Annotated in this window: 16 protein-coding genes; 11 read left to right on the forward strand and 5 right to left on the reverse strand. The window is 62.1% G+C overall.

From position 1 onward, the window contains the following. The first annotated feature begins 68 nt into the window (after positions 1-68). Both lon and NKI35_RS29880 read left to right on the forward strand, forming a co-directional pair. Entirely contained in the window at positions 69-2480 is a 2412-nt protein-coding gene (gene lon, locus NKI35_RS29875; protein WP_352742362.1) for an endopeptidase La, read from the forward strand. A gap of 196 nt (positions 2481-2676) precedes the next feature. Beyond that, complete coding sequence (locus tag NKI35_RS29880; protein ID WP_023669423.1) at positions 2677-2949, forward strand: HU family DNA-binding protein; 273 nt, start codon at positions 2677-2679, stop codon at positions 2947-2949. Between the two features lie 91 nt (positions 2950-3040). Here NKI35_RS29880 and NKI35_RS29885 read toward each other — a convergent pair whose 3' ends face one another. Further along, positions 3041-4063, reverse strand: coding sequence for an aldo/keto reductase (locus NKI35_RS29885; protein ID WP_023693298.1), 1023 nt, complete (start codon positions 4061-4063; stop codon positions 3041-3043). 184 nt (positions 4064-4247) lie between these two features. Here NKI35_RS29885 and NKI35_RS29890 point away from each other — a divergent pair, with 184 nt between their 5' ends. Together NKI35_RS29890 and NKI35_RS29895 are read left to right on the forward strand one after the other, a co-directional pair. Then, the gene (locus NKI35_RS29890) at positions 4248-4814 is read left to right on the forward strand and encodes an SIS domain-containing protein (protein ID WP_352742364.1); all 567 of its coding nucleotides are present in this window, start codon (positions 4248-4250) and stop codon (positions 4812-4814) included. A gap of 3 nt (positions 4815-4817) precedes the next feature. Then, positions 4818-5561, forward strand: a complete 744-nt coding sequence (locus NKI35_RS29895) for a creatininase family protein (RefSeq protein ID WP_352742366.1) — start codon at positions 4818-4820, stop codon at positions 5559-5561. 232 nt (positions 5562-5793) lie between these two features. Here NKI35_RS29895 and NKI35_RS29900 read toward each other — a convergent pair whose 3' ends face one another. From NKI35_RS29900 to NKI35_RS29910, 3 genes are all read right to left on the reverse strand, one after another. Further along, on the reverse strand, positions 5794-6711 hold the full coding sequence (locus NKI35_RS29900; RefSeq protein ID WP_023669427.1) for a carbohydrate ABC transporter permease: 918 nt from the start codon (positions 6709-6711) through the stop codon (positions 5794-5796). A 9-nt stretch (positions 6712-6720) separates the two neighbouring features. Beyond that, positions 6721-7836, reverse strand: coding sequence for a carbohydrate ABC transporter permease (locus tag NKI35_RS29905; protein ID WP_352742368.1), 1116 nt, complete (start codon positions 7834-7836; stop codon positions 6721-6723). 98 nt (positions 7837-7934) lie between these two features. Then, the gene (locus NKI35_RS29910) at positions 7935-9599 is read right to left on the reverse strand and encodes an ABC transporter substrate-binding protein (RefSeq protein WP_352742370.1); all 1665 of its coding nucleotides are present in this window, start codon (positions 9597-9599) and stop codon (positions 7935-7937) included. A gap of 273 nt (positions 9600-9872) precedes the next feature. Here NKI35_RS29910 and NKI35_RS29915 point away from each other — a divergent pair, with 273 nt between their 5' ends. From NKI35_RS29915 to NKI35_RS29935, 5 genes are all read left to right on the forward strand, one after another. Beyond that, on the forward strand, positions 9873-10925 hold the full coding sequence (locus NKI35_RS29915) for an ABC transporter ATP-binding protein (RefSeq protein ID WP_023715417.1): 1053 nt from the start codon (positions 9873-9875) through the stop codon (positions 10923-10925). 42 nt (positions 10926-10967) lie between these two features. Beyond that, the gene (locus tag NKI35_RS29920) at positions 10968-11420 is read left to right on the forward strand and encodes an RbsD/FucU family protein (protein WP_352742373.1); all 453 of its coding nucleotides are present in this window, start codon (positions 10968-10970) and stop codon (positions 11418-11420) included. A gap of 4 nt (positions 11421-11424) precedes the next feature. Then, positions 11425-12354: a ribokinase gene (gene rbsK / locus NKI35_RS29925; protein ID WP_352742375.1), complete on the forward strand. Its 930-nt coding sequence runs from the start codon at positions 11425-11427 to the stop codon at positions 12352-12354. Positions 12355-12795: 441 nt separating this feature from the next. Beyond that, positions 12796-13398 (forward strand): alpha/beta fold hydrolase, encoded by a 603-nt coding sequence (locus NKI35_RS29930; protein ID WP_352742381.1) that lies wholly within the window; start codon positions 12796-12798, stop codon positions 13396-13398. A gap of 162 nt (positions 13399-13560) precedes the next feature. After that, positions 13561-13989 (forward strand): GDSL-type esterase/lipase family protein, encoded by a 429-nt coding sequence (locus tag NKI35_RS29935; RefSeq protein WP_352742377.1) that lies wholly within the window; start codon positions 13561-13563, stop codon positions 13987-13989. A gap of 267 nt (positions 13990-14256) precedes the next feature. On the opposite strand, the gene NKI35_RS29940 is transcribed toward NKI35_RS29935, so the two are convergent. Further along, positions 14257-15270 carry an NADP-dependent oxidoreductase gene (locus NKI35_RS29940; protein ID WP_023700514.1) on the reverse strand — a complete coding sequence of 338 codons (1014 nt, stop codon included), beginning with the start codon at positions 15268-15270 and terminating at the stop codon, positions 14257-14259. Between the two features lie 92 nt (positions 15271-15362). Between NKI35_RS29940 and NKI35_RS29945 the strand changes: the two genes are divergently transcribed. Both NKI35_RS29945 and NKI35_RS29950 read left to right on the forward strand, forming a co-directional pair. Further along, on the forward strand, positions 15363-16295 hold the full coding sequence (locus NKI35_RS29945; protein WP_352742379.1) for a LysR family transcriptional regulator: 933 nt from the start codon (positions 15363-15365) through the stop codon (positions 16293-16295). 194 nt (positions 16296-16489) lie between these two features. Beyond that, a complete protein-coding gene (locus NKI35_RS29950) occupies positions 16490-16894 on the forward strand; it encodes an MAPEG family protein (protein ID WP_023682292.1) in 405 nt (134 codons plus the stop codon). The last annotated feature ends 267 nt before the right edge of the window (positions 16895-17161 follow it).

The raw sequence follows: 17161 nt of genomic DNA on the forward strand, positions 1-17161 counted from the left end.
GATCCCCGGTCGTTAATATGAGATTCGCGGTTGGCTCAATTAGCGGCCGCGACATGAAAGGTTGGACAATGGCCAAAATATCCAAGGCTCCCAGCGACGGCGTCTTCGCAGTCCTCCCACTGCGCGACATCGTGGTGTTCCCGCACATGATCGTTCCGCTCTTTGTCGGGCGTGAAAAGTCGATCAAGGCGCTGGAAGAGGTTATGGGTCAGGAAAAGCAGATCCTGCTTGCCACCCAGATGAATGCCGCCGATGACGATCCCGAGCCCGATGCGATCTTCGACATCGGCACGCTCGCCAGTGTGCTGCAATTGCTGAAGCTGCCCGACGGCACCGTCAAGGTGCTGGTCGAAGGCGCTTCGCGTGCCAAGATCGTCTCGTTCACCGACCGTCCGGACTTCCACGAAGCTACCGCCACGGCGCTGGTCGAGCCGGAGGAGGAAGAGGTCGAGGTCGAGGCGCTCGCCCGTTCGGTCGTCACCGACTTCGAAAACTACGTCAAGCTGAACAAGAAGATCTCGCCTGAAGTGGTGGGCGCCGCCAGCCAGATCGACGACTATTCCAAGCTCGCCGATACGGTTGCCTCGCACCTCGCCATCAAGATCCCCGAGAAGCAGGAGATGCTGGCCACGCTGTCCGTCAAGGAACGGCTGGAAAAGGCGATGGGTTTCATGGAAGCCGAAATCTCCGTCCTGCAGGTGGAGAAGCGCATCCGCTCGCGCGTCAAGCGCCAGATGGAGAAGACGCAGCGCGAATATTACCTCAACGAGCAGATGAAGGCGATCCAGAAGGAGCTCGGCGAAGGCGAGGACGGCCGCGACGAGGCCGCCGAGATCGAGGCGCGCATCAAGAAGACCAAGCTCTCCAAGGAGGCCCGCGAAAAGGCGGAAGCCGAGTTGAAGAAGCTGCGGACGATGTCGCCGATGTCGGCGGAATCGACCGTCGTGCGCAATTATCTCGACTGGATCCTGTCGATCCCGTGGGGCAAGAACTCCAAGGTCAAGCAGGACCTGGCGTTTGCGCAGAACGTGCTCGACACCGATCATTTCGGCCTCGACAAGGTCAAGGACCGCATCGTCGAGTATCTCGCCGTGCAAAGCCGCCAGAAGAAGCTGAAGGGGCCGATCCTGTGCCTCGTCGGCCCTCCCGGCGTCGGCAAGACCTCACTCGGCAAGTCGATCGCCAAGGCGACCGGCCGCGAGTTCATCCGCATGGCGCTTGGCGGCGTGCGTGACGAGGCCGAGATCCGTGGCCACCGCCGCACCTATATCGGCTCGATGCCCGGCAAGGTCATCCAGTCGATGAAGAAGGCCAAGAAGTCCAACCCGCTCTTCCTGCTCGACGAGATCGACAAGATGGGCCAGGACTTCCGCGGCGATCCGTCATCGGCTTTGCTCGAGGTGCTCGATCCCGAGCAGAACTCGACGTTCATGGACCATTACCTCGAGGTCGAATACGACCTGTCGAGCGTGATGTTCGTGACGACGGCGAACACGCTGAACATCCCTGCGCCCCTGATGGACCGCATGGAGATCATCCGTATCGCCGGCTACACCGAGGACGAGAAGATCGAGATCGCCAAGCGTCACCTGATGCCCAAGGTGATCCGCGATCATGCCCTGCAGCCGAAGGAATTCTCCGTCGGCGAGGACGCGATCCGCGGCATCATCCAGACCTACACCCGTGAAGCGGGCGTCAGAAGCCTGGAGCGCGAGCTGATGAAGCTCGGGCGCAAGGCGGTGACCGAGATCCTGAAGACGAAGAAGAAGACGGTGAGCATCACGGCGGCGAACCTCGCCGATTACCTCGGTGTTCCGCGCTTCCGCTTCGGCCAGGTCGAGGCTGACGATCAGGTCGGTGTCGTCACCGGTCTTGCCTGGACAGAAGTCGGCGGCGAGCTGCTGACGGTCGAAGGCGTCATGATGCCCGGCAAGGGCCGCATGACGGTGACCGGCAATCTGCGCGACGTGATGAAGGAATCGATCTCGGCGGCGGCCTCTTATGTCCGCTCGCGGGCCATCGATTTCGGCATCGAGCCGCCGCTGTTCGACAAGCGTGACATCCACGTCCACTTGCCCGAAGGCGCCACGCCGAAGGACGGTCCGTCTGCAGGTGCTGCCATGGCGACAGCCATCGTGTCTGTCATGACTGGTATTCCGGTCCGGGCCGATGTGGCGATGACTGGCGAGATAACGCTTCGCGGCCGCATTTTGCCGATCGGCGGCCTCAAGGAGAAGCTGCTCGCCGCATTGCGCGGCGGCATCAAGAAGGTGCTGATCCCGGAAGACAACGCCAAGGATCTGGCGGAGATACCGGACAATGTGAAGAACGGTATGGAGATCATTCCGGTCTCACGTGTCGGCGAGGTTCTGAGGCACGCGTTGGTGCGCATGCCGGAGCCGATCGAGTGGGTCGAGCCGGTCAATCCGCCGGCTTCCACCGATACCGTTGACGATGCTGGAAAGTCGCTTGCACATTAGAAACTACTAAAGTTGCAGTGCACAAAGAGAGAGCCGGGCCTTGAGCCCGGCTTTTTCATGTGAAAAACCCACCTTTTCCGGGCTTTTTTCAACTTATTTCCGGCTTTTTGACTTGGGTTTGCGAGCGCTTCTTTCTAAAGTCCCTCTCCTGCCGGATGAGTCGAAAGTTCCGGTTTTCTCATGGAAGGGAATTTTTATGAACAAGAACGAACTGGTTTCCGCTGTCGCTGAATCCGCGAGCATTTCGAAGGGTGACGCACAGTCGGCGGTTGAGGCGGTGTTCTCCGTCATCACTGGCGAACTGAAGAAGGGCGGCGATGTACGGCTCGTCGGCTTCGGAAATTTCACCGTCTCCAAGCGTGCGGCATCGACTGGCCGCAACCCGCAGACTGGCGCGGAAGTGAAGATTCCGGCGCGTACCGTGCCGAAGTTCTCGGCCGGCAAAGGCCTCAAGGACGCGGTCAACTAAAAATTTTTTCAGAGAATGTTGAAAAGCCGGGTTCGCCCGGCTTTTCTTTTGCCTCGATGGCGGCAGGCCGTCAGCCCGCTGAGGCGAGCCTTCAGCCCACCGGCGCATCCGCACGCATCAGGCCTTCCTGCTTGAGGTCGGCCCACAGCGCCGCGGGCAGCTTGGCATCGAGCAGGGCGCGGTTGCTTTCGACTTCACTCGGCCGCTGGCCGCCGGGGATGACCGACACCACGGAAGGGTGCAGCAGCGGAAACTGCAGCGCCGCCTCAATCAGCCTGACGCCATGGCGCTCGCAGACGGCCTCGATGCGCCCGACGCGTTCCATGATGTCACTTGGCGCCTCGGAGTAATTGTAATAGGCGCCTGGCTTCGGCCCAGTCGCCAGGATGCCGGAATTGTAGGGACCGCCGAGAACGATGCCGATGCCGCGTTGCTCACAGAGCGGCAGGAAGGTGGCAAGCGCTTCCTGTTCCAGCAGCGTGTAGCGCCCGGCCAGCAGGAACAGGTCGAAGTCGCCACGCTCCGCCAGGGTCTGGCAAACCTCCCACTCGTTGATGCCGCCGCCGAAGGCCTTGATCACGCCCTGGTCGCGCAGCGCAACCAGTCCGTTGTAGCCCGAGGCCATGAATTCCTCGATGCGCTGGTCTGACGCTTCCTTGCTGCCATGGGTGAAGATGTCGAGGTCATGGACGAAAAGGATATCGATGCGGTCGACGCCAAGCCGTTCCAGCGACGCCTCGAACGAGCGCATGACGCCGTCGTAGCTGTAGTCGTAGACCTCCTTGCGCGTCGGTGTGTCGAAGAACTTGCCGATGCCGGTTCGTTCCTCCGGCGGGCAGGCGCGCAACAGGCGACCGACCTTGCTCGACAGCACATAATCGTCGCGCTTCCTGCCGCGCAGGAAGGCATTGAGCCGTGTTTCGGCAAGGCCCAGGCCATAGAGCGGCGCGGTGTCGTAGTAACGGCAGCCGGTCGCCCATGCCGCCTCCAGCGTGGCGTTGGCATCCGCGTCGGGGACGGCGCGGTAAAGGTTGCCGAGCGGCGCGCTGCCGAAGCCAAGCTCGGTGAAGTCGAGGCCGCCATTACCGATGCGGTCGAAATGCCGTGTCTTCATGTCGTGCTGATTTCCTGGATTGATTGTCTGACATGACACTATCACGCCGCTGGCTCAGCAAAAGCCGCCATGGCCGTTGGACAGGCATTTTCGCGGTGATAGCATGAACAAAAACAAGCCTTTTTGCGAAAGCGCGCAACCCGAAATCACCGGCCACAAACCCAGCCGGACAGATGGGACTCTCATGACGAATGCCGGCTCGGATATGTTTTCGACCGCCCTGCAAGAGCTGGGCGCCGTACTGGCGCGCGTCGACGAAGCCGGCATCGACACCGCCTGCGAAACGCTGGCCCGCGCGCAAAAGATCGTCGTCTATGGCTGCGGCCGCGAAGCGTTGCAGCTCAAGGGTTTCGCCATGCGCCTCTATCACCTTGGCCTTGAGGTGTCGGTGGTCGGCGACATGAACACGCCACCGCTTGGCCCAGCCGATGTCTTCCTGGTCAGTTCCGGCCCGGGCGAGACGACGACGGTGCTTACCTTGATGCAAGTCGCCCGCCAGGCCGGCGCCACCGTGCTTTTGCTCACCGCCGAGGCAGGCAGCAGTGCGGTCGCGCTTGCCGACTTCACCTTGCTGATCCCGGCGCAGACCATGGCGCGCGACCAGGGGCCGCAAAAGACATCGCTGCTGCCGATGGGCTCGGTCTTCGAAGGGGCGCTGTTCCTGCTGTTCGAGGTGATGGTGCTGAAGCTCAAGGCGCTGACCGGCCAGTCGTCCGAGACCATGCGCGCCCGCCACACCAACATGGAATAGATCATGCGCTACGAACTGATGTTGCCGCACCAGATCCGCAAGGCGATCGCCGAGAACTGGCCGGTCGCTCTCCCGCTCGGCGTGCTCGAATATCACGGCGAGCACATGGCCGTCGGCATGGACACGCTGGCCGTCGTCAAGACGCTGGAGCTCTACGAGAAGGAGGCCGACATCGTCATCCTGCCGGCTTTCTACTACGGTGCGGCGAGCTATGTGGTGGCAGCACCCGAAGGCAACGGCTCGGTGCAGGTCGGCGGCAACCAGCTGGCGCCGTTCGCCGAAGAATTGTTCTACAGCCTGCTGCGCATCGGCTTTCGTAACATCAACGCCATCATCCACCACCAGACCGAGAACTTTGCCGCCGGCATGCCGACCGATCTCGCCTTCAAGGCCGCCGGCCGCCAGGCGATCTTCCGCTTCCTCGAGAAGCAGCGCGGCGAGGGCTGGTGGGGCTCAGACGGGATGGCCGATTATTATGCCGGGCACGCCGCCGGCGAGAATTTCTTCAACTGGGTGCAGGTGCACCCGCTAATGTCGGCTGCCATGAACGGGAAGTATCCGTTCGATCATGCCGGCATCGGCGAGACGTCGCTGATGCTGGCGCTGTGTCCGGAAGCGGTCGATGCCGGGCGTTTTGCGGACAATACAAGCTGGTACACGGCGAGTGCCAAGGACGCCTCGGCGGAGCTGGGGCGAAAGGGTGTGGCGATGATCATGGATCACCTGAGGGCGATATTGGGGCGCTAGCAGACAAAGTCGCTCTGTAGCGATCCTTCACACCCCCCTCTGTCCTGCCGGACATCTCCCCCGCAAGGGGGGAGATCAGATGTCATTTCCGCTTTCGCCAATCACCTACGTCGCAAGAAAAGCGATGCAGCCAAAGCTGCCGATCTCCCTCCTTGCGGGGGAGATGGCCGGCAGGCCAGAGGGGGGTGCTGTCCCGCCGAGGTCAACAGTAGAGGGGCACGCCGCCTCTCGCCTACTTCACCGCGCCAGCCGTCATGCCCATGATGAGATAGCGTTCAAGCGCAATCCCGATGACCGCCAGCGGTGCGATCGCGGCGGTGGCAAGAGCCGCCATCGACCACCAGTTGATGCCTTGCGAGCCGGTCTGGCTCGCCACCATGACCGGGATGGTCTTGGCGTCGGTCGAGGTCAGCAACGCGGCGAAAAAATACTCGTTCCAGCACAGCACCATCGCCAGGATGAAAGCGGCGACCATGCCCGGCAGCGCAATCGGCATGACGATGCGGAAAAAAGCGCCCCAGATCGACAGGCCGTCGACCAGCGCTGCCTCCTCGAGCTCGACCGGGATCGAGTTGAACTGGTCGCGCATGATCCAGATGACGATCGGCAGCACCATCAGCGTGTAGAGCAGGATCAGGCCGATGCGTGTGTCGAGCAGGCCGACCTCGCGGTAGAGCACCAGGAAGGGCAGGGCCAGCACCACCGGCGGTAGGATCAGCTGCGACAGGAAGAAGAAGGAGATGTCCTCGTTCTTGAACCAGGCGAACTGATAGCGGTAGCGGGTCAGCCCATAGGCGGCGAGGCTGCCGATGACGATGGCGAGGCTCGACGCACCGACCGAGGTGATGACCGAATTCATGAAGCGCTTGAAAAACTCCTCCCGCACCGTCGAGGTCTGGAAGATCGAATCCGGCGACAGGCCGAGCGAGCGCCAGCCCTTCCAGTCCGGCTGGAAGTCGACGAACGGGATGAGGTGTCCTTGCGTGACGTCGACCGCGGTCTTGAACGAGGTGGTGATGGTCCAGTAGATCGGGAACAGGCAGATGAAGGCCCAGAACGCCAGCGCGCCATAGATGAAGATGCGATTGGCCAGAAAACCCAGCGGTGAGCGGATTTCCGAGGCAGCATAGTCGGTGGTCTGGACGCTCATTGTGCCTCGTCAGTTCACGTTGCGCACGAAGCGATTGGCGAATTTCAACAGCCAGGTCACGAACACGACGATGATGACGAGATAGGCCATCGCCAGCATGGTGCCGTAGCCGACATTCGAACGGTCGCGGTATTCGCGGTAGATGAAGCTCGACACTGAATCCGTGGCGCCGCCGGGGCCGCCGGAGGTGACGGTAATGATGATGTCGGCAAGCTTCAGCTTGAAGATGATGCGCAGGATCACCGCCGTGACCGACACCGGCAGCATCAGCGGGAAGGTGACCTGCCAGAAAGTCTGCCAGGGCGTGGCGCCATCGACGCGCGCCGCTTCCAGCACGTCGCGCGACATCGCCTGCAGGCCGGCAAGCAGCATGATCATCATGAACGGGATGAAGGTCCAGGCGTCGAGCACCATGATCGAGATGCGGGCGGTGATCGGGTTGGAGAAGAAGGCGGGGTTTTCCCAGCCGAAATGGCGCGCCAGCGTCGCCGCCGGCCCGAAACGGTACTCCATCAGCGATTTGCCGATCATCCACGACACCGCGACCGGCGACAGCATCAGCGGCATCAGGAAGACGACTCGGAAGAATTTGCGCGCCCGGATCTGCGCGTTGAGCAGCAGCGCCAGGCCGAAGGCAATCACATACTCAACCAGCACGGCGAGCACATAAAGCACCATGTTGAACAGCGCGTTGCGGTAGTAGGGATCGGCCAGCATCTGCCAGAAATTGTCGAGCCCGTTGAACTTGCGGCCGGAAAAGGACGACAGGTTCCAGTCGGTCAGCGCGATATAGAAGCCGAACAGCGTCGGGAAGATCACCATGGCGATGGTGAACAGCAGCGCCGGCAGCAGGAACAGCGCGCGCTGGCCGTCCTCGCCGCGCGTCAGCACCTGGCCGATGCCAAGCGCCACCCCCCACAGAACATAGGCATAGACGATGGGACGCCAGGTCTCGAAGCCGAGCGTGGTGATCTCGTTCTTGTAGAGGATCTCAAACGCGATCACCGCCAGCAGGCCAAGCGTGGCGGCCGCCATCAGGGCAAAACCCGCCCGCTTGCGGGCCGGCGAGATCAGATCGGCTGGGCCGGCGTTGGCCGGCCATGCATTGGTGGTCTGGTCAGCCACGCGTCCCCGTCCGTTTAAAAAATCAAGCCTGCGACCGGCCCGAGCCGGTCAGGTCCGGCGGCTTGCACCGCCGGACGTGTTGTCACGATAGGATCAGCCTACACGCCGAGCGAGGCCTTGTAGAGCTTGATCTGGTTTTCGCGGCCGATCTGGTCGGTCAGCTTCTCCCAGGCCGCGGCAATGGCGTCGGCGCCTTCCTGCGCCTTCATCTTGCCGGCGAATGTGTTGGCCAGAATGTCCTCGGCAGCCGAATAGTACTGGAAGATGCCGGGGATGCGCGGTTCGATCGCCGCGTTCGGATGGTTGTAGCTGTCGGCTTCCGACTTCAGATACGAGGTGATGAAGGCCTCGTCGTAGCCTGCCGCCACCCATTCGGGAATGTCGAAATGCGAGTTGCGGTAGGGCTGGAAGCCGGACGGATACATCGCCGTCCAGATCGACAGGTCCTTGCCGCCGAGATGGGCGGCGGCCGACCATGCCGCTTTCTTCTTCTTTTCGTCAGTATCGACGCGGGCCATGACGTAGACGCCCCAGCCGAGATAGGCGCAGTTCGGCGCATAGTTCGGGCCGCTGGCGAGTTTGTCCCAGGCGCCGGTCTTGGCATTGTAGACGTCGTCGGACCCCGGCAGGATCGAGAAGCCGGTGACGTCGCCGATGACCGAGCTATCATTGGTCTTGACGTTGGAGCCGACGTCGCCCCACCAGGTGACCATCGAACCGGTGCCGGCCAGGAACTGCTGGAAGGCTGTCGTGTTCGGGTCGGCGTTGATCTGGTCGGCGGGCTCCGACGGCAGCGCGTCGATGACGTCCTGGATGGCGCGCACCCAGGCCGGATTGTTGATGCGCGGCTTCATCGTCTCGGCATCGAACAGCCAGGCCTTGTCGTCGGGATGCTTGGCATAGGCGGTGGCGCGGCTGCCGAGGAAGTAGAAGCCGAAACCGCCCCAGGCCTTGGGCGCATCGAGATAGCCGAAGACGTCCTGGTCCTTGAACTTCTTGCCCTTGAGGAATTTTGTGACGGCCTGGACTTCCTGCCAGGTCTTCGGCACACCCCATTCGGTGGTCGCGCCGCCGTCCTTCCACGCCTTGGCGAGGTCGGCATCGGCAAAAACGTCGGTGCGGTAATTGAAGTTGTGCGCATCGCCATCGACGGTGATCCGGTACTGCTTGCCGTCCCAGGTGCCGACCGGCGGCTGCAGGTAGGCCACGACATCCTTCATGTCGATCTGCTCTTTGACCCAGTCGGGCATCTCGGAGGTCAGGCCCTTGCCGCAGACATCGCCTTCGAAGGGCGCGCCCATCTCGATGATGTCGAAGTCGACGGTGCCGGTGGCGATCGACTGCTGCAGGCGGGCATTGTAGTCGGCCTGCGCCAGGTCGATCCAGCTGATCTTGGCGCCGGTATAGGCCTCCCACGGCTTCAGGAAGCCGCGGAACAGCACATTGTGCAGGTTCTGGTTGTTAAGGCCCATGAAGGTGAGCTCGACGCCGGCGAATTCGCCTTCCTTGACATTGGCCTTGGTGGCTTCCAGGCAGAGTTCGCCTACCTTCTGGAAGTCGGCATCCGTCGGCTGGCCTTTGCCGACGCCGGGGATCTGCAGAATTTTGGAGCGTAGCTCGCTGGCGGCTTCAGCCGGGCGGGTGAAAGCGCCGAGCCCAGCGCCCGATGCGGCGGCAATCGCGGCCATCGAGGCCGCGCCTTTGAGTATGTCACGCCGGGTGGCACCCGCGCGGACGAGTTTTTCGTACAGACCGACTCTCATCTATTCCTCCCAGAACAACAGTCGTGAATTAAAATGCCAATCCCTCCGACGCCGAAACGTCGGCGGTTCTCCTTTATCATACGGGGACGTGGGACCCCACCCTGCGTCGCCTGGAGCTCCGATTTTCGGATAAAAATCCGACTGCCGGATTGGCAACAGCTAATATTTGCGTAATCGATTACCTTGTCAACACGAATGGCTTTTTATCGATAACATACCGACTTGCCCTTGCCGTTGGCAATGGCTAGCTTCACCGCGAGAAAAGGGGGGACGATGGCTCAAGTCGCGATCAGCAATGTGGCCAAGGCGTTCGGAACCGTCAAGGTCCTGCACGAGGTCAGCGTCGATATCGCCGATGGCCAGTTCGTGGTGTTGGTCGGCCCGTCGGGCTGCGGCAAGTCCACGCTGCTCAGGATGGTGGCCGGGCTGGAAACCGTCTCCGGCGGCACGATCGCCATTGGCGAGCGCATCGTCAACAATCTGCCACCGGCCAAGCGCGACATCGCCATGGTGTTCCAGAACTACGCGCTCTATCCGCACAAGACGGTGGAGCAGAACATGGCGTTCGCGCTGAAGCTGCGCAAGACCGATCCAGCCGTGGTCGCCGAGCGGGTCAAGCGCGCCGCCGACATTCTCGACCTCAATCCGTACCTGAAACGTTATCCGCGCCAGCTCTCCGGTGGCCAGCGCCAGCGCGTCGCCATGGGCCGCGCCATCGTGCGCAATCCGCAAGTCTTCCTGTTCGACGAGCCGCTCTCCAATCTCGACGCCAAGCTGCGCGTGCAAATGCGCACCGAGATCAAGGAACTGCACCAGCGGCTGAAGACCACCACCATCTACGTCACCCACGACCAGATCGAGGCCATGACCATGGCCGACAAGATCGTCGTCATGCGCGATGGCCGTATCGAGCAGGTCGGCGCGCCATTGGAATTGTTCGACCGGCCGGCCAATCTGTTTGTCGCCGGCTTCATCGGCTCGCCGTCGATGAACCTGCTCAAAGGCGTGGTGCGCAAGGGCGACAAGGTCGAGATAGCAGGCACGCTGTTCCCGATCGCGGCCGGCAGCGCCGCCAAGGAGGGCCAGGCCGTGGTCTATGGCGTGCGGCCCGAGCATCTCGAAATCCATCCCGACGGCGTGCCGGCAAAAATCTCGGTGGTCGAACCGACCGGTTCCGAAACGCTGGTCTTCGTGCGCTTCGGCGACGGCGAGATGGTGGCGCTGTTTCGCGAGCGCCACGACTTCAAACCCGGCGACACGCTCAATCTCAAGCCGCGCCTCGACCAGGTCCATCTCTTCGACGCCGAGACCGGCAACCGGCTCTGATTTCCAATCGACTTTGACCAAACCTGTTTGACGAGGACTGCCATGCTCAAAGGGATCAACCCATTGCTCAATGCCGATGTGCTCCAGGCGCTCAGGGCAATGGGACACGGCGACGATCTGGTCATCGCCGACACCAATTTCCCCGCCGATTCGGTGGCAAAGCAGACCGTGCTCGGCAAGCTGCTGCACATCGACGCCTCGGCGGCCGATGTGGTCAAGGCGGTGCTGTCGCTCTATCCGCTGGACACTTTCGTCGACGATGCGGCCGCGCGCATGGAGGTCGTCGGCAAGCCGGACGAGATCCCGCCGGTGCAAAAAGAGGTGCAGAAGGAGATCGACAAGGCGGAAGGCAAGGCCTGGCCGATGATCTCGGTCGAGCGCTATGCCTTCTACGAGCGCGCCAAGAAAGCCTATTGCGTCATCCAGACCGGCGAGCGCCGCTTCTATGGCTGCTTCGCCTTTCGCAAGGGCGTCGTGCCGCCGGACGCCGAGTAGGGCCATGGCGTCGGGCAAACCTGTCGTTATTCTGGGCGTTTTCGTCGCCGACACCGCCTACCGCGCCGATCGACAGCCGCGCATGGGTGAAACCATTCTTGGTAATTCCTTCAAGCTGGGACCGGGCGGCAAGGGCTCGAACCAGGCGGTGGCGGCAGGCAAGCTCGGCGCGGACGTCACCTTCCTGACCCGGCTTGGCGTCGATGCTTTCGCCGACATGGCCAAGGCGACCTGGGCAGAGGCGAGCGTCAAATCCGCCGTCATCGAGACGCCGCAAAGCTATACCGGCGCGGCCTATATCTTCATCGAGGAGACAACCGGCAACAACGCCATCATCGTCAGCCCGGGTGCGGCGATGCTGATCTCGCCTGAAGACATCGAGGCCAACGCCGGCCTGATCGGCGGCGCCGGCGTCTTCGTCACCCAGCTCGAATTGCCGATCGACGCGGCACTGCGCGCACTCGAAATCGCGCGCGGTGCAGGGGTGACCACCATCCTCAATCCGGCGCCGGCGGCCAAGCTGCCGGACCGCATCTATACGCTTTGCGACTATGTCACCCCCAACGAGACCGAGGCCGAAGAGCTGACCGGCATCAAGGTTTCTTCGATCGACGAGGCTCGCCGCGCCGCCGACAGCCTGCTCAAAAAGGGCGTCGGCTCGGTCATCATCACGCTCGGCGAAAAAGGCGCGCTGCTGCACACGGCCGCTCGGTCCGACCATGTTCCCGTGGTCAGTGCCGGTCCGGCGGTCGAAACCACCGGCGCGGGCGATGCCTTCAATGGCGGCCTGGCCGCCGCACTCGCCAAAGGCGTGGAGCCGCTGCAAGCCGTCCGCTTCGCCTGCGCCGTCGCCGGCATTTCGGTGACAAGGCCGGGTACGGCGCCCTCCATGCCGACGCTGCAGGAAGTCGAGGCGCTGCTGGCCGAGGGGTGAGGTCGTTGCGGGAGAGATCGAGTTCAGATCCGACCGGATCTGAATTGCCTCATGCAAGACCACGATTCTAGACGATTATGTCACATTTCTCCTGAGGAGAAATGGCGCGAGTGACGGGGCGCGAACCCGCGACCTCCGGCGTGACAGGCCGGCGAAAACCCCTGATTAATCAACGAATGGTTTCAATTCCTCACGCTCTCGAATTTTCGGGAAAAAGCGCGAAATTGAAACTTGCCTATCAGAACTCCTCGTCAACTCCGCGAGGTATTCACTTTGATCGACGCCTCCGCTGCTGCCAGCCTAGCGGCTGGACCGGGACAGACTGCTCCCGGCGACTTCTGGATCGGCTGGAGACGGCAGATCGATGCGCTCGCTTCCGCCGGATTCCGGGTCATCGTTCCCGACCAGAGGGGCTAGAACACCAGTGACAAGCCGAAAGCCATCCGTGAATACACGCTCCCCAAGCTCGTCGGCGATGTCGTTGCCATCGCCGACGCGCTCGGCATCGGAAGGTTTCACCTCGTCGGTCATGACTGGGTCGGTATCGTCGCCTGGGCCCCAGGCGCAAAGCTGCCGCACCGCCTGGAAAGGCTCGTCATCCTGAACGCGCCCCATCCCGAGGTGCTGCTTGCCCATTCCTTGCGATCTCCGACCCAGTTCCTGCGGAGCAGCTATGCCGCCTTCTTCCAGTTCCCCTTGCTGCCGGAGGGTGTTCTGGGAGCAGGGCACTCGGCTCTGCTGGCACGGGCGCTCATCAAATCCAGCCGAACAGATGCCTTCACGGCGGAGGAAATCGCAGAGTATCGGCAGGCCTGGGAACGGCCGGGGGCGCTGACCGGCATGCTCAACTGGTATCGGGCGCTGCGCTTCCGCCCAAGCCTGAAGCAGCGGATCACGACACCGACCCTTGTACTGTGGGGGATGCAGGACCAAGCTCTGGAATATGGCCTGGCCGAGCGCAGTCTGGCCCTTTGCAACGATCGGGGCCTGCAGACGTTCGAGAGGCGACGCATTGGGTACAGCGCGAAGAGGCCAGCGCGGTGAATGCCGCGCTTCTGGCGTTCCTGGACGGCTGAGATGCCGTTCCGTTCTGTAGGTGGCCTGACTCGCCGTGATCTCCTGACCGTGCTCGCTGCCGCGGTCACAACCCACCACCTTACCTCGTCTGCTGATGCAGCATTGGCAGAGGCCTCAACGGAGCATCCGATGCCACACGTCGTCCTTCTCGGGGATTCGATCTTTGACAACGCTGCCTATGTCGCGCACGGGCCCGACGTAGTGCGGCAGCTGCGGGAGCGGTTGCCGGAGGGGTGGCGTGCAACGCTAAACGCCGTCGACGGCGCCGTCACAAGCGGCGTCGAGCGGCAGCTTGAACGGCTCCCCCAGGATGCTAGCCATCTTGTCGTCAGCGTCGGTGGCAATGATGCTCTTCGTCATGCAGGGATTCTGGAGCAGGGGGCCTGTTCGGTGGCCGAGGTTCTGGACAGGATCAGCGATATCCGGGAGGAATTCGAGCACGACTACTGTACGATGCTCGAGGGGGCGCTGGGCCAAAACCTACCCACCGCTGTCTGTACGATCTACGAGGCGCGCTTTCCCGACCCACGCGTCGTAGACTTGCCGCAACTGCCCTGACGGTCCTCAACGACGTCATCACCCGGGCGGCGTTCTCGCGCGGTTTGCCGCTCGTCGACCTGCGCTTGGTATCGAATGAGGACGCGGACTTCGCCAATCCTATCGAACCGTCAGTGCAAGGCGGCGCGAAGATCGCGGCAGCCATCGCGGCACTTGTAGTCGAGCACGATTCAGCCGGACGTCGGTTGGTGGTCTTCGTCGGCTGAACGGCGTAATCCCGCCCGATCGTCTGCACTCCCGATGGTCGGTCGGACTGAAAGCAACAATTCAGACGGCCAGCACGATCTTGCCTTGAATACTGCCGTCGGCGGCACGCTCATGTGCGCGCGATGCCTCGGCCAGCGGGAATGTGCTGTCGATGACGACACGCACAAGGCCGTCGTCGAGCAGGCGGGCGGCTTTTGCCAACTGCGCGCCATTGGATCGAACCTGTGTGGATGAGACCGTGATCCCCAGCCTCTCTGTCTCTTCGTGACCAGCGAAGCCCAGTGGGTTGACCAGGAACAGCGCGCCGCCCGGCTTCAGAACATGGAAGAAGCGCTCCATGTCCGCGCCGCCTACCGCGTCGAGGACAAGGTCGACGTCTCGGACGACATCTTCCGCCGCGGTTGTCTTGTAGTCGATGAATTGATCCACGCCGAGATCGCGCATCAGCGCCTCGTTCTTGGCCGATGTCACCGCGATGACGCGCGCGCCCCGCCATTTCGCCAACTGGACGGCCAGATGCCCGACACCGCCTCCGGCACCATTGATGAGCACCGTCTTGCCGTCGAGGGGCACCGGCTCATGCGGTAAGGGCTGGAACGGATTCGGCTCGTCGTGGCCAAGTTCGATCAAGAACTGCCATGCCGTCAGAAGCGACATCGGCGCACCAGCCGCATGAATATGGTCGATGCCGGCTGGTTTCAACGCAACATGCGATGCCGGCACACTGACATAATGCGCGTAGGCATTGCTACCCGTCATCAAGTTATCGGGGAAGCGAACCATTGCGTAGACCTCGTCACCGATGCTGAACTCAGCGACGTCAGCGCCAACCGCTTCAATGACGCCCGACACGTCCGTGCCGAGAATCAGTGGGAAGGACGCGTTGGGTCGCCATTCTGGCGGCAGTGCGCGATAGCCATCCCGCAGATACCAGTCGGGCGGATTAAGCCCGGCCGCCTGGACTCGGACAAGCACCTCGCCGGGCTTCACACCCGGCCTAGGCGCGTCTTCGTACACCAGCATCTCGGGACCACCGAATGCGTGCAGACGGACTGCCTTCATCTTATCGCTCATTGGTGAAATCTCCGCTCATCCATGTCATTGGAGCGAATCTAGCGGCATGACCGCCGGTTGATAATCGGTGCCGATGGCGGTTAAGTAATGCCATGGCGGAACATATCACTTTGGATCGGCTCACTGGCATCATCGCCTTCGCGCGTGCGGGATCGCTGGGCAGCTACACGGCAGCGGCGCGCGCGCTGTCGATTTCCCCGTCGGCGGTCAGCAAGAGCGTCCAGCGGCTCGAGCGGCATTTAGGAGTGTCGCTGTTTACCCGTACAACGCGCTCGCTCACCTTCACGCCCGAAGGGCGCGACCTGCATGAGCGCGCGCTGCGTCTGCTACGCGAGGCGGAGGAAATAGAGCAGGCGGCAATGACCGCGCGCTCCGAACCATCGGGCACGTTGCGCGTGGCCGCGTCGCTGCCGATCGGACTGCATCTGATCGCTCCGGCTTTACCGGCTTTCCGTCGGCTCCATCCGAACCTGATCGTCGATCTCAGGCTGGGTGACCAGGTGGTGGACATGATCGAGGAAGGGATCGATGTCGCCATACGCATCGGTGATCTGGCTGACACCCGGCTACTATCACGCAAGCTCGCACCCCATCGGCTTTGCTGCTTCGCCTCGCCAGCCTATCTCGAGGAACGCGGCACACCGACCCATCCCGATCACCTGGAAGGGCACGACACCGTCAACCTTCGATATCAGAGCACAGGCCAGGCCTTTCGCTGGCCCTTCCGGATTGGCGACCGTGAAATCGAGATCGTGCCCAATTCCGGTGTGGTCGCCGATGCCAGCGATGCCGTGCTCATCATGCTGGCAGCCGGCGGTGGGATAGGCATAGGCGCCTCCTTCATGGCGGCTCCCTATGTGAAGCGCGGCGAACTGGTCCCAGTGCTGTCCACGTTCGCGGTCGAGCGAAACAATGTCACCGTGCTCTGGCCGGCAAGCCGACGCGCCAACCCCGCCGTGCGCGCCTTTCTGACCATGCTCGACGCCGCTTTCACTCTGCGAATGGCAGCTTCAAGCATCGACTGATCTGGCGCGGAAGGGTCGCTAAAGGGCGAAAGCGGTCAATCACTGCTGATTGGCTGAACGGCAGCTATTCTGGGCACAACGTCCAAAAGCTGCTATTCCGTTTCGGCCCCACTACAGGCCGCCCCTCCTCGTCGAATAGCATTAGACTAGTTGATCGGCTACAACGACCTAGAGTGCTAGCACGGGGAGGGCACATGTCGGCGAGTGCTTACGCATTGACTGGCTTCATCTCGTGGGCGCTGGCCCTGCTGATCGTGATGGAAGTTATCCGGAGCTACCTGGTGATCTCTGGGCAAGTCCCGGCAAACGGCTTTACGCCAGATAACGGAGCCCTCTCCCCGTTTATGCGGAGGTTAGCCCGTGCCCACGCCAACTGCATTGAAGGGCTTCCAATCTTCGGAGGTCTGCTCGGAGTCGCGATCATCATTTCAAAGACAGATGTCACGGATCCCTTGGCCTCCACGATGTTAGGCGCACGTATAGTGCAGTCGGTGATCCACCTCGTCTCAACCAGCCAACTCGCGGTCAGTCTCAGGTTCACCGCGTTCGCTGTGCAAATGGTGATTGGTGCGTATTGGTGCTGGTTGCTGTTGATCTGAAGAGTGGCGGAGCCCCGACGCAAAAGTGGGCCACCTCGGGAGCCTTGGCAAACCCACTCCGGATCGTGACTCGAAAGACTGTCCCTTTTGACAGGCGAGCGAACCGCAAAACTGGCAGTGGCAAAACCGCCGTTGAGGCATGATATTGCTGTTGGATTTTGGGGCTACTCCCCAGCTTCGGAGGTTGTGTGCGTCAAGTTCTGCAAAATGGGCGATCATGAAACTGGTCATGCGGCTTGGCGTAGAGCGAGCTTCTTGTGCTCGCGC

Source organism: Mesorhizobium sp. M0676 (genome assembly GCF_040320535.1).
Taxonomy (GTDB): Bacteria; Pseudomonadota; Alphaproteobacteria; order Rhizobiales; family Rhizobiaceae; genus Mesorhizobium.

Excerpts from the sequence above, each read along its gene's own strand:
- lon (WP_352742362.1), top strand. The coding sequence starts at position 69 with ATGGCCAAAATATCCAAGGCTCCCAGCGACGGCGTCTTCGCAGTCCTC.
- NKI35_RS29880 (WP_023669423.1), top strand. The coding sequence starts at position 2,677 with ATGAACAAGAACGAACTGGTTTCCGCTGTCGCTGAATCCGCGAGCATT.
- NKI35_RS29885 (WP_023693298.1), bottom strand. The coding sequence starts at position 4,063 with ATGAAGACACGGCATTTCGACCGCATCGGTAATGGCGGCCTCGACTTC.
- NKI35_RS29890 (WP_352742364.1), top strand. The coding sequence starts at position 4,248 with ATGACGAATGCCGGCTCGGATATGTTTTCGACCGCCCTGCAAGAGCTG.
- NKI35_RS29895 (WP_352742366.1), top strand. The coding sequence starts at position 4,818 with ATGCGCTACGAACTGATGTTGCCGCACCAGATCCGCAAGGCGATCGCC.
- NKI35_RS29900 (WP_023669427.1), bottom strand. The coding sequence starts at position 6,711 with ATGAGCGTCCAGACCACCGACTATGCTGCCTCGGAAATCCGCTCACCG.
- NKI35_RS29910 (WP_352742370.1), bottom strand. The coding sequence starts at position 9,599 with ATGAGAGTCGGTCTGTACGAAAAACTCGTCCGCGCGGGTGCCACCCGG.
- NKI35_RS29915 (WP_023715417.1), top strand. The coding sequence starts at position 9,873 with ATGGCTCAAGTCGCGATCAGCAATGTGGCCAAGGCGTTCGGAACCGTC.
- NKI35_RS29920 (WP_352742373.1), top strand. The coding sequence starts at position 10,968 with ATGCTCAAAGGGATCAACCCATTGCTCAATGCCGATGTGCTCCAGGCG.
- rbsK (WP_352742375.1), top strand. The coding sequence starts at position 11,425 with ATGGCGTCGGGCAAACCTGTCGTTATTCTGGGCGTTTTCGTCGCCGAC.
- NKI35_RS29935 (WP_352742377.1), top strand. The coding sequence starts at position 13,561 with ATGCCACACGTCGTCCTTCTCGGGGATTCGATCTTTGACAACGCTGCC.
- NKI35_RS29940 (WP_023700514.1), bottom strand. The coding sequence starts at position 15,270 with ATGAGCGATAAGATGAAGGCAGTCCGTCTGCACGCATTCGGTGGTCCC.
- NKI35_RS29945 (WP_352742379.1), top strand. The coding sequence starts at position 15,363 with ATGGCGGAACATATCACTTTGGATCGGCTCACTGGCATCATCGCCTTC.
- NKI35_RS29950 (WP_023682292.1), top strand. The coding sequence starts at position 16,490 with ATGTCGGCGAGTGCTTACGCATTGACTGGCTTCATCTCGTGGGCGCTG.